11 protein-coding genes and 2 pseudogenes are annotated in these 14518 nt (G+C 69.7%); 3 read left to right on the top strand and 10 right to left on the bottom strand.

Annotated elements, in window-relative coordinates; all coding sequences use genetic code 11:
* Positions 1-1122 (top strand): annotated as a pseudogene (locus H5J31_RS37705) (hypothetical protein); the annotation flags it as partial.
* A 44-nt stretch (positions 1123-1166) separates the two neighbouring features.
* Here H5J31_RS37705 and H5J31_RS37700 read toward each other — a convergent pair.
* The 3 genes from H5J31_RS37700 to H5J31_RS37690 form a co-directional block, all read right to left on the bottom strand.
* Entirely contained in the window at positions 1167-1862 is a 696-nt protein-coding gene (locus tag H5J31_RS37700) for an LPXTG cell wall anchor domain-containing protein (RefSeq protein WP_181777442.1), read from the bottom strand.
* Positions 1863-2096: 234 nt separating this feature from the next.
* Complete coding sequence (locus H5J31_RS37695) at positions 2097-3617, bottom strand: amino acid permease (RefSeq protein WP_181777441.1); 1521 nt, start codon at positions 3615-3617, stop codon at positions 2097-2099.
* Positions 3618-3906: 289 nt separating this feature from the next.
* A complete protein-coding gene (locus H5J31_RS37690; protein ID WP_181777440.1) occupies positions 3907-4821 on the bottom strand; it encodes a cation diffusion facilitator family transporter in 915 nt (304 codons plus the stop codon).
* 144 nt (positions 4822-4965) lie between these two features.
* On the opposite strand from H5J31_RS37690, the gene H5J31_RS37685 reads away from it, so the two are divergent.
* A complete protein-coding gene (locus H5J31_RS37685; protein ID WP_181777439.1) occupies positions 4966-7971 on the top strand; it encodes an AfsR/SARP family transcriptional regulator in 3006 nt (1001 codons plus the stop codon).
* A 19-nt stretch (positions 7972-7990) separates the two neighbouring features.
* On the opposite strand, the gene H5J31_RS37680 is transcribed toward H5J31_RS37685, so the two are convergent.
* The 6 genes from H5J31_RS37680 to H5J31_RS37655 form a co-directional block, all read right to left on the bottom strand.
* The gene (locus H5J31_RS37680) at positions 7991-8260 is read right to left on the bottom strand and encodes a hypothetical protein (protein ID WP_181777438.1); all 270 of its coding nucleotides are present in this window, start codon (positions 8258-8260) and stop codon (positions 7991-7993) included.
* 199 nt (positions 8261-8459) lie between these two features.
* A complete protein-coding gene (gene manA / locus H5J31_RS37675) occupies positions 8460-9683 on the bottom strand; it encodes a mannose-6-phosphate isomerase, class I (protein WP_181777443.1) in 1224 nt (407 codons plus the stop codon).
* A gap of 67 nt (positions 9684-9750) precedes the next feature.
* A complete protein-coding gene (locus H5J31_RS37670) occupies positions 9751-10842 on the bottom strand; it encodes a hypothetical protein (RefSeq protein WP_181777437.1) in 1092 nt (363 codons plus the stop codon).
* Positions 10826-11047, bottom strand: coding sequence for a Trm112 family protein (locus H5J31_RS37665; RefSeq protein WP_181777436.1), 222 nt, complete (start codon positions 11045-11047; stop codon positions 10826-10828). The genes H5J31_RS37670 and H5J31_RS37665 overlap by 17 nt, the downstream gene beginning before the upstream one ends.
* Before the next feature lie 52 nt (positions 11048-11099).
* On the bottom strand, positions 11100-12455 hold the full coding sequence (locus H5J31_RS37660; protein WP_181777435.1) for a phosphomannomutase/phosphoglucomutase: 1356 nt from the start codon (positions 12453-12455) through the stop codon (positions 11100-11102).
* A gap of 72 nt (positions 12456-12527) precedes the next feature.
* A complete protein-coding gene (locus H5J31_RS37655) occupies positions 12528-12881 on the bottom strand; it encodes a DUF3499 domain-containing protein (RefSeq protein ID WP_181777434.1) in 354 nt (117 codons plus the stop codon).
* A 116-nt stretch (positions 12882-12997) separates the two neighbouring features.
* Here H5J31_RS37655 and H5J31_RS37650 point away from each other — a divergent pair, with 116 nt between their 5' ends.
* Complete coding sequence (locus tag H5J31_RS37650; protein ID WP_007028954.1) at positions 12998-13429, top strand: metallopeptidase family protein; 432 nt, start codon at positions 12998-13000, stop codon at positions 13427-13429.
* Between the two features lie 313 nt (positions 13430-13742).
* Here the strand turns inward: H5J31_RS37650 and H5J31_RS37645 are convergent.
* A pseudogene (locus tag H5J31_RS37645) lies at positions 13743-14518 on the bottom strand (YfhO family protein); the annotation flags it as partial.

Raw genomic sequence — 14518 nt, 5'->3', positions numbered from 1 at the left:
CTGCGGCTGCCCGACACCTACGTCCTGGTGACCGTGCTGTGGGGCGCCGGTCTCGCGCTCGCCGTCGTGCTGGGCGTCCTCGGCTTCGCGGTGGCCGTGCCGCTGCGACGGCGCAGGCGGGGCATCCCGAAGATCGTCGCGCTGATGGAGATCGACAAGGCGCAGGAAGAGGAAGCCGCAAGCGCCTGGGCCCGGGCCTCGTGGGAGCGGAAGCATCTGCACCATCTCGCGCTCGCCGTCGCGCTGTCGATGGCGGCGGGCGGCGGCGCGCTCCTGGTGCTGCGCTTCGGTTTCGGGCATCTGCCCGGCTGGTTCACGACGCTGTCGGGGATCGGCGTGTTCGCGCTCGGCGCGATGGCGGCGGGTCTGCTGCGTGTCGTGTTCGCCGCCGCGACGACGCCCAAACGCAGCCGTCACCTCGGCGCGCTGGCCGATCTCGTGTGCTTCTGGCCGCGCGCGGCGCATCCGACCGTGCCGCCGAGTTACGCGCTCAAGGTCGTCCCCGAACTGGCGGACCGGGTCAAGGAACACCTCGCCGATCCGGGCACGCGGGTCGTGCTGTCCGGGTACAACCTCGGCAGTCTGCTCACCGTGCTCGCCGCGGCGCGCGTGCTCGCCGACCTCCCGCCGGAGGACCGCGAACGCGTCGGACTGCTGACGGCGGGCTCACCACTGCAATGGGGTTACCAGCGGGCCTTCCCCGCGATGCTGCCGCAAGCGCTGCTCGCCGACCTGTACGAGGATCTCGGCGGCCGCTGGCGGTCACTGTGCCGCGGCACGGACATCTTCGGCGGCGGCGTCACGACGTGGCGGCACCGTGTGGTGTCCGGGAAACTGCTCGGCGACGGCTACCTGACCGCCGGCGGGACCGGGCCGCTGGCGGCCGAAGCCGACGATCAGGGCGTCCTCGTCCTGGGCGGCGACCACTGGCTGCCCGACCCGATGCGCGGACCGACCGGACGGCACCGCTGGGCACCCGGCGTCCTCAAGCACACGGACTACGTCGTCGACGCCGAATGGGACAACGCCGTCGCGATGGCCGCGGGCCTCGGCCGCCCCCAGGCGTCCAACCCTTGGGGCGAACAGGGATCGCTGTTCGGCGACTTCCCGCAGATGCGCTGAAGGCCCCCTTCACGAGGAAGAGGGCCTTCAGGCATCAGCTAGCTTCAGTTGGTCTTGCGGCGCACGCGCAGCAGGACCAGGACGCCCGCACCGGCCAGGACCAGCAGGCCACCGGCCCACAGCAGCCAGGCGTTGTCGAAACCGGTGTCGGCGAGGCCGCCGCCGTTGCCACCGTTACCGCCGACGTTCGGGGCCGGGGCGGTGGTGCTGGTCGGGGTGTCCGACGGCTTCTCCGTGGTGGAGGTCGGAGCGGTCGTCGGCGGCTTGGCCGTCGAGGTCTTGGTCGGCTCGCTCGGCTTCGTCGGCTCGGTCGGCTTGGTCTTCTCGCCGCACGCGTACCACTTGTCGATGTTGGCCTTGCTGCCGTTGCGGTTCAGCGGGGCACGCAGCTCGGTCCACGGCGGGGTCTTGCCCAGCTTGCGCTTGCCAGGCTCGTAGACGTTGTAGCCGTCGTCGCCACCGAGGACGACGATCGCGGTCACCTTGACGCCCTCGCCGACCCCGGTGATGTCGAGCGTCCGCTGGCCCTTGCCGCCGGTGAACTTGAAGTCCGCGTCGGACAGGGCCTTGCCGCCCGCCCGGACCTCTTCACACTTGCTGATCTTGCCGGGGATGGGGGTGGGACGGTCGTCGTCGGAGTGGCAGGCCAGCGCCGAGCCGGCGGTGCCGAGCAGGGCGGCGGTCGCCAGTGCGAGGACGGTGGCGGCTGAGCGCACGCGGCGTCCGGTGATGATCTGCATTCAGAGCTCTCCTGTACCGATCGGGGGACAAACGAGCAAAGCGCGGTGCCTCTTCCGAGGGACGAAGGTCAACTCGCGGTGCTTCTACACGAGTCCCGTTCACCCGTCAGGGGGAAGCAAGAGTCCGGACGGTATCGCACACGGATTTCACACCGAAACCGGGTACCCCCATCGGTACACACAAGCGCGGCCCACCATCCACAAAGGAATGGTGGGCCGCCGAAACGAGAATGATCAGTCCGATACGGACGTCGTCTCCTCGTCCTTCTTCTGTTTGCCGAGCAGCGAATGACGACGGCTGTAGGCGAAGTAGACGACGACGCCCAGCGCCATCCACGCCAGGAACCGCAGCCAGGTCAGCACGGTCAGGTTCAGCATCAGCCAGACGCAGGCGATGATCGCCAGGATCGGGATCACCGGAACCCACGGAACCCGGAAAGCACGGGGCAAATCGGGCCTCGTCTTGCGAAGCACCAGAACACCCGCGGAGACCAGAACGAAAGCGAAAAGCGTCCCGACGTTGACCATTTCTTCGAGCTTGTCGGCCGGGAAGAAGGTCGCCGCGACCGCGACGAGACCGCCGACGACGATCGTCGCCCGCTTCGGCGTGCCGTTCTCCCCGGTCTTCGCGAGACCGCGCGGCATCAAGCCGTCACGCGACATCGCGAAGATGATCCGGATCTGGCCCAGCATCAGCACCATGACGACGGTCGTCAGACCGGCCAGGGCACCGACGGAGATGATGTTGGCCGCCCAGTCGACTCCGTTGGCCGCGAACGCGGACGCGAGCGTCTTCTTTTCGCCGTCGCCCGCCGAAGTGGCGAGATCCTTGTAGTTCACCATGCCGACGACCACGAGCGAGACCGCGACGTAAAGCACCGTGACGATGGCGAGAGAGCCGAAGATGCCCCGGGGCACGGCCTTCTGCGGGTTGCGGGTCTCCTCCGCGGTGGTCGCGACGATGTCGAAACCGATGAACGCGAAGAACACCAGCGACGCCGCGGCCAGCAGACCGAAGACGCCGAACGAGCTGCTGCCGCCACCCGCGATCACGGAGAACAGCGACTGGTCGACCCCGGTGGACGCCGACTCCCCGGCCGACTGCGCCTCCGGGACGAACGGGGTGTAGTTCGACCCCTTGATGTAGAAGATGCCGAGCACGATCACGAAGAGCACCACCGCGACCTTGATCCCGGTGATCACCATGGAGAACCGCGACGACAGCTTCGTGCCGACGGCGAGCAGCGTGGCCAGCACGAGCACGACCAGCAGAGCGCCCCAGTCGACCGGGACGGGCCCGATCTCGAACGTCGTCTTCGTGCCCTTGCCGAAAATGTAGGAGAGCACGGTCTCCAGATAGGCGGACCAGCCCTTCGACACCGCGGCCGCGCCGACCGCGAGTTCCAGGATCAGGTCCCAGCCGATGATCCACGCCATGAACTCGCCGAACGTGGCGTAGGAGAACGTGTACGCGCTCCCGGCCACCGGGACGGTCGACGCGAATTCCGCGTAACAGAGGGCCGCGAGCGCACAGGCGATGGCCGCGAACACGAACGCGAGCGAGACCGACGGCCCCGCGAAGTCACCGGCCGTACGCGCGGTGAGCGTGAAGATCCCGGCGCCGATGACGACGGCGACACCGAAGACGGTCAGATCCCACGCGCTCAGGTTCCGCCTGAGCTTGGTCCCCGGTTCGTCGGTGTCCGCGATGGACTGCTCGATGGATTTCGTACGCCACAGACCGTTTCCGGGCACCCTTGACCTCCTACACCTGACTGCGGTTCAACGGACCCTATCTCTAGGCGGTAACGGCAGCGCGGTGGGAGAGCAACGAAGTACGCGGTGGTCGCGACGGTAATCGGCGGAGTACGGACAGTTGCTCCGAACGGCGTCCGCGGGCTGCTCTCGGGGAGGTCTGCCGACGTCCACGCACTCCCGGCACCCCACCCCCCACACACGCAATGAACGGGCCGTTCCTTGCAAATTTTGCAAGGAACGGCCCGTTCATTGCACGCCTCTGGGTCCCGAGAGTGCCCAACGGGGCTCAGGCCAGCGAGCGATCCAGGTCCGGCTCAAGGTAGATCAGCGTCGCCGTAGGAACCTTCGCCCGCACGCGCGCTTCGGCGTCGTCGATGGCCTGGGCGACATCGGCCGTCTCCAGCCCGGGCACCAGCGCGAGCTTAGCGGCGACCAGCATCTCGTCCGGGCCGATGTACAGGGTGCGGATGTGGATGACCCGCTCGACCTTGCCCGCGGCGAGTTCGTCGACGATAGTGTCGAGGTCCGGTTCGGAGGCGCCCTCACCGATCAGCAGGCTCTTCATCTCGATGATCAGGATGACCGCGATGATGCCGAGCAGCAGACCGATGGTGACGGTGCCGATGCCGTCCCACACCGGGTCGCCGGTGATGACCGAAAGCCCGACGCCGGCGAGCGCGAACACGAGGCCGAGCAAAGCGCCCGCGTCCTCCAGCAGCACCACCGGTAGTTCGGGGGTCTTGGCCTGGCGGATGAACGCCCACCAGCCCGCGTCGCCCTTGATCTTCTTCGACTCCTGGATGGCGGTGTAGAAGCTGTAGGACTCCAGTCCGATCGCGACCACCAGGATGCCGACCGCGACCAGCGGCGAGGTCAGGGCCTCGGGCTCGCTGATCTTGTGGATGCCCTCGTACAGCGCGAACACCGAGCCGAGGCTGAAGAGCATCAGCGCGACGATGAACGAGTAGAAGTACCGGTCGCGCCCGAAGCCGAACGGGTGGGTGCGGGTCGCCTTGCGCTGCGAGGTCTTCTGACCCAGCAGCAGGAGGCCCTGGTTCGAGGTGTCCGCCAGCGAGTGCACGGACTCTGCGAGCATCGAGGACGACCCCGTGATGAGGAAGCCGGTGAATTTCGCGGCCGCGATTCCGGCGTTCGCCACGAGCGCGGCGATGATCGCCTTGGTTCCGCCACCTGCAGACACGTGCAACTCCCCAAATGGTGTCCCGATATGCCGGGTTCGAAGGCTAGCAGTGCAGATGAGCCCCGTGGCGCGGGGCAGGACAGGTCACAGAATTGTCGGAACCCCTCGCTAGTCTCGCCCCTCTCATGACCTGGGGAGGTGCCCGTGCCGCGATTCGGCGTGCTCGGACCGTTGACGATCGAGAGCCCGCCCGGAGGCCGGACGACACCGCGCGGCGATCACCAGCGTGCCCTGCTGGCCGTGCTCCTGCTCAACGCGAACGCGTCCGTCTCGGTCGATGCCCTGGTCGAGACGCTCTGGCCGGAGACGCCGCCGAAGTCGTACACGTCGAATCTGCATACGTACGTCTCCCGTCTGCGCGCGCGGATCGAAGGCCTGCGGATCGAGCGTGATCCGCACGGCTACCGGCTGCTGGTCGAACCGGGCGACCTCGATCTGCTGACCTTCCGCGAGGCCGTGACGGCCGGGAAGGCGGCGGCGCGGGCGGGTGATCCGGCCACGACCGCGGGGCACTACCGCCGCGCGCTCGCCCAGTGGCGTGGGCCGGTCCTTTCCGGACTGCACGTCCCCCGGCTCGACGCGGACATCGCCCGGCTCGAATCCGAACGCCTCGCCGCCTTCGAGGACTGTGTGGACGCCGAGCTGTCAGACGGCAGGCACGGGGAACTGACCGGCGAGCTGCAGGCGATGATCACCGAGCATCCGCTGCGCGAACGGCTGGCCGCCCAGCTGATGATCGCGCTGCACCGCGCCGGGCGGCAGGCCGATTCCCTGGGTGTCTACCGCGATCTGCGCACCACGCTGGTCGAGGAGCTCGGCGTGGAACCCGGCGCCGAGGTCCGCCGCGTGCACGCCACCGTGCTGCGCGGCGAGGATCCGGCGCCGAGCATCAGCACGCCGTCGGTCTTCCCGCTCTGCCAGTTGCCCCCGGACATCGCGGACTTCGCCGGCCGCGAGGGCGAGATCGCGGAACTGTCCGGTCTCCTCGGCGACGACACCGGCGTCCCGGTCGCGGTGATCACCGGCGAACCCGGCGCCGGGAAGTCCACCCTCGCGGTCAGCACCGCGCACCGGCTCCGGCGGTCCTTCCCGGACGGCCAGCTGTTCGTCCCGCTGGCCGGCGCGTCCGATCCGCGCGACCTCGCCGACGTCCTCGGCGATCTGCTGCGCGCGCTGGGCGTCACCGGTCCGGCGATCCCGGACGACGTCGAGGCGCGGGCGGCGGTCTATCGCGGCCGTCTGGCCGACAGGCGTGTCCTCGTGGTGCTCGACGACGCCGCGGGCCCCGATCAGGTCCGCGCGCTGCTGCCGGGAACGCCGGGCAGCGCCGTCCTCATCACCAGCCGCCAGCGGCTTTCCGGGCTCGCCGGGGCGGATCGTCTCCACCTCGCCCCGCTGTCCGGCGACGAGGCGCTGACGTTGCTGGAACGCCTCGCCGGGCCGGATCGGGTCGGCGCCGAACGCGCGGACGCGGAACGGATCGCCGCCGCCTGCGGGAATCTCCCCCTCGCCTTGCGGATCGCCGGGAGCAGGCTCGCCATGCGGCCGGGTCTCGCCCTCGGGAAACTCGCCGCGAAACTGGAGGACGAGGTCTCGCGCCTCGACGAACTGCGCGTCAGCGATCTGCAGGTCCGCGGCAGCATCGCGTTGAGCTATCAGGCGTTGAGCCCGGCCGCGCGGCGTGCGTTCCGCTTGATCGGCCGCTGTCGCACACTCGACCTCCCGTCTTGGGCGGTGTCGACGCTGATCGACGACGAAAACGCCGACGAGGCCGTCGACGAACTCGTCGAGGCCAGCCTCCTCGAAGCCACCGGACTGGATCCGACCGGCGAGCAACGGTTCCGCGTGCACGACCTCGTGCGCGTATTCGCCACCGAACTCGGTCGCGAACTGGAGCCCCTCGGAGAGCGGGTGTCCACCGTCGCGAAGGTGTCGGACGCGGCGCTGTGCCTCGCCGACACGGCGGCCCGGCGCCTGCCCAGGACGGTGCCGATGCCGTTGTCGGATCAGGATGTTCCCGTACAGCCGCTGCCCGCCGAACTGGTCGAGCGGCTGCTGCGCGATCCCGGCACGTGGTTCTCCGTGGAGCGGGCCAATCTGGTCACCGCGGTCTCGTCGCTGTGCTCCGTAGGCTGGCGGCGGAAAGCCTTGCGGATACTGGAAAGGCTGAGCGCTTACCTCTATCTGCACAGTCACTACACCGACATGCGGACGGCGTTCGAAACCCTGCGTGACGCCGCCCGAGAGGCGGGCGACAGGCATATCGTGGTCATCGCCGAGGCGAATCTGACGGTGCTGCTGCACGCTCGCGGCGAGTACGAACGCGCCGTCGAGGGGTACCGCGAATGTTCGAAGGAATTGGCGGCGCTCGGTGACAGTTCCGCGCAGGCGTGGGTGGAGACCAACCTGGCGCACTGCCTGGTCGGACTCGGCCGGGCCGGGGAATCCTTGCATGCCGCCACCCAGGCCCGCGAACTGTCCACTGTGGAGGAATCGGGGCCGGGGAGCTATGCGCGGCGGGCGGAATCCGCGGCGTTGCACCGGCTCGGCAAGGTCTCCGAAGCTCTGAAGATCGACCGTCGGATCCTCGCCAAGGCAAGGGAATCCGGTGACGATCGTCAGCTGGGTGTCGCCCTGCAAGGACTTTCGTGGTCGCTGATGCTCGACGGTCGCCTGGATCAGGCGTTGGAGACGATCGAGGAATCGGTCCGGGTGTTGCGCCGCACCACGGCGAAGTCCTCACTGGCGAAGTCGTTGCGCACGCAGGGCGCGATCCTCGCGGGGGCGGGCGAACGCGCCGGCGCGGTGAAGGCCTACGAGAACGCGCGGCGGTTGGCGGGCGCGCTCGAAGAACGGCCGCGGGAACTTTCGTGCACCCGCGCGATCGCGGCGAGCTGGATCGGGGACGGCCGGGCCGACCGCGCGATCCCCGTACTGCGCGAATGTCTCGACGAATTCCGTGCCATGGGCGGGAAACCCGCGACAGGCCTCACCCTGCACGTGCTGCGCAGGGCGTACGAAGCCGTCGGTGAAACAAAAGCGGCCGAGGCGGCGGGTGAAGAGGCGAAACGATTGGAAGTCCCCCACGACGCCAACGCTTCGACCCTCGTCCGGTTGCTGTTGTCGCTCACCGAACCCGCCCCGGCCTGACCGGATGGTGCCCGACCCCTCAGACGAGCACCATCCGGAAATCCCTGTGCGGTGAGAACCAGGCCAGTGTGATCACCAGCAGTTCGTCGACGACGGCGTCACGCGCGGACGGCGAAGCTGGCTCGATACGCGGGATCGCCATCGCGTTGATGAGACCGGCGACGGTGAGCATCACGCGTGCGGGCTGCGCGCCCGTGACCACCAGAGCGGCGGCGAGCAGGGTTCCGGGGTGCACGGAAACCGGTGCCCGACAAGCGCGGCCGCTCGCCACGTCGGGAGGGGAAGTCACTGCGGGGTTCTCCTTGGCCATCGACATCCGGGACGAGCCGACGACAATCGCCGGGTCACCCGTTAGGACGATGTTCGCGGAACCCGCCACACGGAACGCACACACTTCGGCCAAGCCCAGAACGCGTTTAGTCCTCTGGATGCGGTACTTGCGCGTGCAAGTACCGCATCCAGAGGACTAAACGCGAGTATTCAGGGGGCTAGCAGGTACCGGCGGTGGCCCGGAAGACCTGGGTGCGCTCGCCGGAAAGCGGCCGGACGCGGACGGCGGGGTCGGCGGCGGGCAGCCACACCGACTGACCGCGGCGCAGTTCGACCTGTTCGCCGTCGTCGGCGGTCACCAGCAGGCTGCCCGCGGTGCACAGCAGGATCTGCGGCCCGACGTCGTGGACGGCGATCTCGCCGTCGTCACCGGCTTCCCACTCGATCCGCGACAACTCGAACTCCGGCGCGTCGGTGCGGTACACCGACATCCGCGCCTCCGGGTCGCCGCTCTGGACCGGCATCTCGCCGCACGCGAAGTCGACGACTCGCAGCAACTCCGGCACATCGACGTGCTTGGGCGTGAGCCCGCAGCGCAGGATGTTGTCCGAGTTCGCGAGGATCTCGACGGCGGTGCCGTGCAGGTAGAGGTGCAGGTTCCCGGCGGGCAGGTAGATCGCCTCGCCCGCGCTGAGCGTGAGACGATTGAGCAGCAGCGCCGCGAGCACACCCGCGTCGCGCGGATGCGACTCGCCGAGTTCCAGGATGGTGCGGCATTCGACGTCGAACTCGCCGCGTTCCTGGACGTGCTTCACGCACGAATCGAGAACTTCGGGCAGCAGTTCGTCGAGCGCGGCCTGCGGCAGGGTGATCCAGGTGGTGAACAGCGCGCGCAGTCCGGCCGGATCCGGCTGGGCCTCCAGCAGCACCGCGTACTTCGCCAGCCCCGGCGTCTCGATCGCCTTCAGCAGCGAGATGGTGCGCTCCGGGTCACGGAAACCGGCCAGCGCGTGGAACTCCGTCAACGCGCAGACGAGTTCCGGTTTCGCCGTCGGATCCGGGTAGTTGCGGTTCGACGCGTCGCGCGGGATCCCCGCCGACTCCTCGCGCGCGTACCCCTCCGCCGCCTGCGCGGCCGACGGGTGCGCCTGCATCGAGAGCGGCTCTTCGGCGGCGAGGATCTTCAGCAGGAACGGCAGCCTGCCGCCCCAGCGGTCGGCGCAGCTCGTGCCGAGCTGACCGACCGGGTCGCTTTCGACGAGCTCCAGCAGGCTCCGCTCGGTGCCGTCCGGGCCGATCACGTGGGACGGGTCGCCCGGGTGGGCACCCATCCACAGTTCCGCCTCCGGGTGCGGCGCCGGAACCGGACGCCCCAGCAGCTCGGGGATCGTCGTTCTCGACCCCCACGCGTAGGGCCGCACGGCATTGCGCAGCAGCTCCACTGTCACCTCAACTCCTCGCCGGGCACGGGTGGTGCCGGCCCTCATTTCCTAACGTCGCGCGCGGGGCTCACGCCGTTGCAGGCGTGTACCTCCCGGCGCCGCCGATGCTGCCCACGGCCAGCCCCAGATAGACCGCGGCCAGCTCGAAGCGCAGCGCGAGAACGGCCGCACGCACGATCTCGTCCGCTTCGATCTCTTCGGCCGGGGCGATCACATCCGCACCGGGCAGCAGGTCTTCCGCCTGGTAGCGGGCCGCCTCCGTGGCCGGCCCCGTCCGAACCGAGAGGAGCAACACCCTCGGCGCGACGCCGACCCCCTCCTCCGGGTCCGCGAAGATATCGCGCTCCACGCCCCCGGACAATGCCGCACGCCGCAAAGCGGGCCTGGCCAGCGCCTGGCGATAGTCCTCTACGTCACAGACGACCGCGGCGTGCGCGGCGAAGGCGTGGGCCGCGTGTTCGCCGACGGCGACCGCGACCGGGTCCAGCCCCCACAGGAGCGGCTGGCGTTCGGCGAGCCGCAGCGCCATCGCCTTGGCCGGGTTCGCGAACGAGTCCCTGGCCAGGTAGTCCTTCTCGGCTTCCGCGTCGAGCTGGTCGGCGAGTTTCTCCAGGTCGGCCACCAGCAGACCGAGGGCGTTCGCGGTGAGCAGCGCCGCGGCGAGGCCGCGCGGGAAGGCCATCTCCGGCGGTACCGGAAGCCTGGGCGCGAGGATCAGCCCCTTGCCCGCGACGGCGGCCGCGACCGGCCCCTCGCCGGGTGCTGACAGCACGACAGTCGCGCCGAACCGGGCGGCCCGCTCCAACGAAGCGGCCAGCTCGCGGTCACCGGCGTCGTCGGTGTGCGCGAAGACGACGTCGAGCGCGCCGATCCAGCTGGGCACGACCTCGGCGACGACCACGGGCACCGGGCACGACGGGGTCAGCAGCGCGGCGACCAGCCGGGTCAGCGTCCGGCTCACGCCGGGCCGGTCGATCAGCACGAGCGAACGCGGGCGTCCGACGTCCAGCCGGTCGCTCAGTTCGAGTTCGGCCGCGGCCTCGGCGGTCGCCCGGACCTGGGCGCCCGCCATCGCGGCGGCACGGAGGAGTCCCGCGCTGTCGGCTTCGGCCAGCCGCGCGGGATCGTCGAGCAGGGAATCGTCAGGGACCGTCGGCATGTGCGCCATCCGGGGTCGTCGGCTCGGTGGCTTCGTCCAGCAACAATACCGGGATTCCATCACGGACCGGATACACTCGACCACATTCCGTGCAGGTCAGCGCGTCGGCCTCCGGGTCCGCCGGCGTCCCCGTCCGCAGCGGTGCGTGATCGGGGGACGGGCAGGCCAGGATCTCCAGCAACTGTGCGTCAAGCGTGACGGCCATGCTTACTCCCTACCTGTGGGACATCTCTATGTGTGTTTTCACGACACATTCGTTACCCACGGACTATCGCCAGTACGTCTTCGGTCAGCGCCCGCACGGCCTCGGCGTCGGCGGCCTCGACGTTCAGGCGGAGCAAGGGCTCGGTGTTGGACGGGCGCAGGTTGAACCAGCCGCCGCCGGGGAGCTGGACGGTGAGGCCGTCGAGCTCGTCGATCTCGACGCCGTCGCGCGCGGCGAAGGCGTCCTTGACCGCGAGCATGCGGGCGACCTGGTCGTCGACGGTCGAGTTGATCTCGCCGGAGGCCGCGTAGCGCGAGTACTCCGCGGTCAGCTCGGACAGCGGGCCCGACTGCTCGCCGAGGGCGGCGAGGACGTGCAGCGCGGCCAGCATGCCGGTGTCGGCGCGCCAGAAGTCGCGGAAGTAGTAGTGAGCGGAGTGCTCCCCGCCGAAGATCGCGCCGGTCCTGGCCATCTCGCCCTTGATGAACGAGTGCCCGACCCGGGTGCGCACCGGCTTGCCGCCGTGCTCGGCGACGATCTCCGGGACACCCTTGGACGTGATCAGGTTGTGGATGATGGTGCCGCCCGGCTCCTTCTCCAGCTCACGGATCGCGACCAGGGCGGTGATGGCGCTCGGTGACACCGGCTCGCCGCGCTCGTCGACGACGAAGCAGCGGTCCGCGTCGCCGTCGAAGGCCAGGCCCGCGTCGGCGCCTTCCTCGCGCACCTTCGCCTGGAGGTCGACGATGTTCTTCGGGTCGAGCGGGTTGGCCTCGTGGTTCGGGAAGTTGCCGTCGAGTTCGAAGTACATCGGCACGACGTCGATGGGCAGGCCCGCGAAGACCGTCGGGACGGTGTAGCCGCCCATGCCGTTGCCGGCGTCGACGACGACCTTCAGCGGACGGCTGCCCGACAGGTCGACGAGCTTGCGCAGGTAAGCCGCGTAGTCGGCGAGGACGTCCTTCTCGGTCACGGAGCCGCGCTGGCCGACGAAGCCGGGTACGCCCTGCTCGACGGTGTCGCGGATCTCCGCGAGACCGGAGTCCTGCCCGACCGGGGCCGCGCCGGAACGGCACAGCTTGATGCCGTTGTACTTCGCCGGGTTGTGGCTGGCGGTGAACATGGCGCCGGGCAGGTTCAGCGAGCCGGACGCGAAGTAGAGCTGGTCGGTGCTGGCGAGGCCGATCGAAACGACGTCGAGGCCCTGCGAGGTCACGCCGTCGGCGAACGCGGCGGACAGCTCCGGGGAGGAGTCGCGCATGTCGTGGCCGATGACCACGGAGTCCGACTCGGCTTTGATCAACAGCGCGAATGCCGAGCCGAGGTCCCGTACGAGGTCCGCGTTCAGCTGTTCTCCGACAACGCCGCGAATGTCGTAGGCCTTCACGATGCCCGAAAGGTCTGGCACGCCTGCTCCCCGCCGATAGTCTCGTTACAACGCCCTCTGGCGCGCTCGAAAGCCTACCGGCGAGCCCTTGCCTCAGGCTCGGCCGGGCAGGACGCGCAGGTGGCCGCGCCTGCCGGAGGGTCCCTCGGGTTCGGGGTCGGGCGCGGGCTTGTCCGAGCGGCCCGCTTCGCGCACGGCCTCGGCCAGCGCGGTCAGCTCGTCGGCGGACGGGTCGGGGGCGACGAAGGCCCCTTCGTGCCGGACGACTTCCCAGCCCTTGGGCACGGTGAGGCGGAGGGCGTGGGCTTCGCAGAGGTCATAGGAGTGCGGCTCGCTCGCGGTGGCCAGAGGGCCCACTACGGCTGTCGAGTCACTGTAGGCATACGTGAGCGTGGCGACAGCGGGTTCGAGACAACCCGTTCGCGAACACTTTCGTACGCTCCGCACGATCGAGAACGATAGCGCGTCCTCGGCCAGGTGTACCGGCGACACGCGCTTCGACTCGCCGAGCGCGTACCCTTCGGATCGTGGCGACGGCTCGTGATTCCCGACAGCGACGGCGGATGCGCCGGGACCGGCACGGCCGGGGCCTGCGCGGAGCGCTGTATCCGTCGACCCTTCCCGCCGCCGCTAGCAGGGCGGAAAGGTTCGACGCACTGGTTTTGGACGCGCTCGAACCCATCGAAGCGCGGTGGCGGCACGAGCTGACGAAGCTCGACGTCGCCGTCGACGACGTCCCCGAAGTTCGCTCGGATGGCGCACCGACCGGAGTGGACGGCGTGTTGCACGACGGCGCCGTGCCGCTCTCGCGGCTCGTCCCCGCCGGCGTCGACCGAGCCGGCCTCCCGACGCGGGCTCGGATCGTCCTCTACCGCCGCCCCCTCGAAGCACGCGCGAAGGACCCCGGCGAACTCGCCGAACTCGTCCACGACGTCCTCGTCGAACAGGTCGCCGGCTACCTCGGCGTCGAACCCGACGTCATCGAAGGCGAATAACCCCGCGTGCACTCTCGCCCCAGCCCAGCCCCCGCCCTTCCCCGGGGGGCGTCCCCAGCCCAGTCTATCGCGAGGCACCGTCGGGACCTGCGAAAACAGGGCCGGAGGGCGAAGTTGTCCACAAGGTGAAGGGGCTGTGGACAACTCCGGCGTCACTGGTGGCTCGGAGGGTTCCCCATGGCGCGTTCAGCACGCGAGTGACCCCACGACATTGGGAACCTCAGCGCCGGCCAAGGATCCCTGACTGTCCTGAAGGCCTCCTTTGAGACGTTGAACGTCTCAAAGGAGGCCTGCAGGACAGCGAACGTCACTCTCAAGAAACTGAAGGCCGCCGCCGCGTAGGAACAGCGGTCAGCAACGTGAACAGCACAGCGGCCACCTGACCCAGCAGCAGCAAGTTCCGCGTGGTGCCCTGGTGCTCGATCACGACCTCCGAAGGTTCCGGCGGCACCGAGACGGCCACCTGGTGACCCCAGGCGCGCACGATCGGCACGGCCTTGCCGTTCACGCTCGCCTGCCAGCCCGCTTCGAACTCCGCGGCCAGCACGAGCAGCCGTCCGGTCGGGCCTTCCGAAACGCGCACCCGCACGTCCGGCAGTCCGGCCTGCACCGGCGCCACCCCGGGCGACGCGCCCGGCGCGCCCTTCCCGGTCACGGCGGCCTGCGCGAGTTCCGGCGAGATCAACGCCACTTGGCCACCGGCGGGGAGCAGGCGAAGCACCGCGCGGCCGTCCGAGGTCGGCGCCGCCGGAGCGACCAGGTCCCGTGCGAGTTCGACGTACACGCCGCCGTCGACACCACTGGGCAGCACGACATACAGCGCACCGGAGGCGGTCGCCGCCGCGAAGGCCTGCTTGACCGCGTCCGGCGAGCCCTGCAGGAGGTCTCGGCGCCACGAAGCGAGCCGATCGGCGCTGCCGGGTGTCGGCGCGAGTTCGTCGTCGCCGTAGGACGGCAACCGCCCGCCCGTCTGCCGCACCGGCTCGCCCGGACCACCCACGACCAGCACCGAGCGACCGGCCAGGTCCTCGGCGACGAGCGCGGGACGCGCGCCCGAGCGCAGCGGGCCTTCCCGCCCGGCGACGACGG

Origin of the sequence: Amycolatopsis pittospori, from assembly GCF_013870525.1 — a bacterium.
Taxonomy (GTDB): domain Bacteria; phylum Actinomycetota; class Actinomycetes; order Mycobacteriales; family Pseudonocardiaceae; genus Amycolatopsis; species Amycolatopsis pittospori.
Note: the sequence above shows the minus strand (reverse complement) of the source record. Positions and strands in the feature narration are given on the sequence as shown.

Bases quoted from the DNA above. Each gene is read 5' to 3' on its own strand.
- H5J31_RS37670 (WP_181777437.1), bottom strand. From the start codon at position 10,842: ATGCCGACGGTCCCTGACGATTCCCTGCTCGACGATCCCGCGCGGCTG.
- H5J31_RS37665 (WP_181777436.1), bottom strand. From the start codon at position 11,047: ATGGCCGTCACGCTTGACGCACAGTTGCTGGAGATCCTGGCCTGCCCG.
- H5J31_RS37650 (WP_007028954.1), top strand. From the start codon at position 12,998: ATGCGCCGGGACCGGCACGGCCGGGGCCTGCGCGGAGCGCTGTATCCG.
- H5J31_RS37700 (WP_181777442.1), bottom strand. From the start codon at position 1,862: ATGCAGATCATCACCGGACGCCGCGTGCGCTCAGCCGCCACCGTCCTC.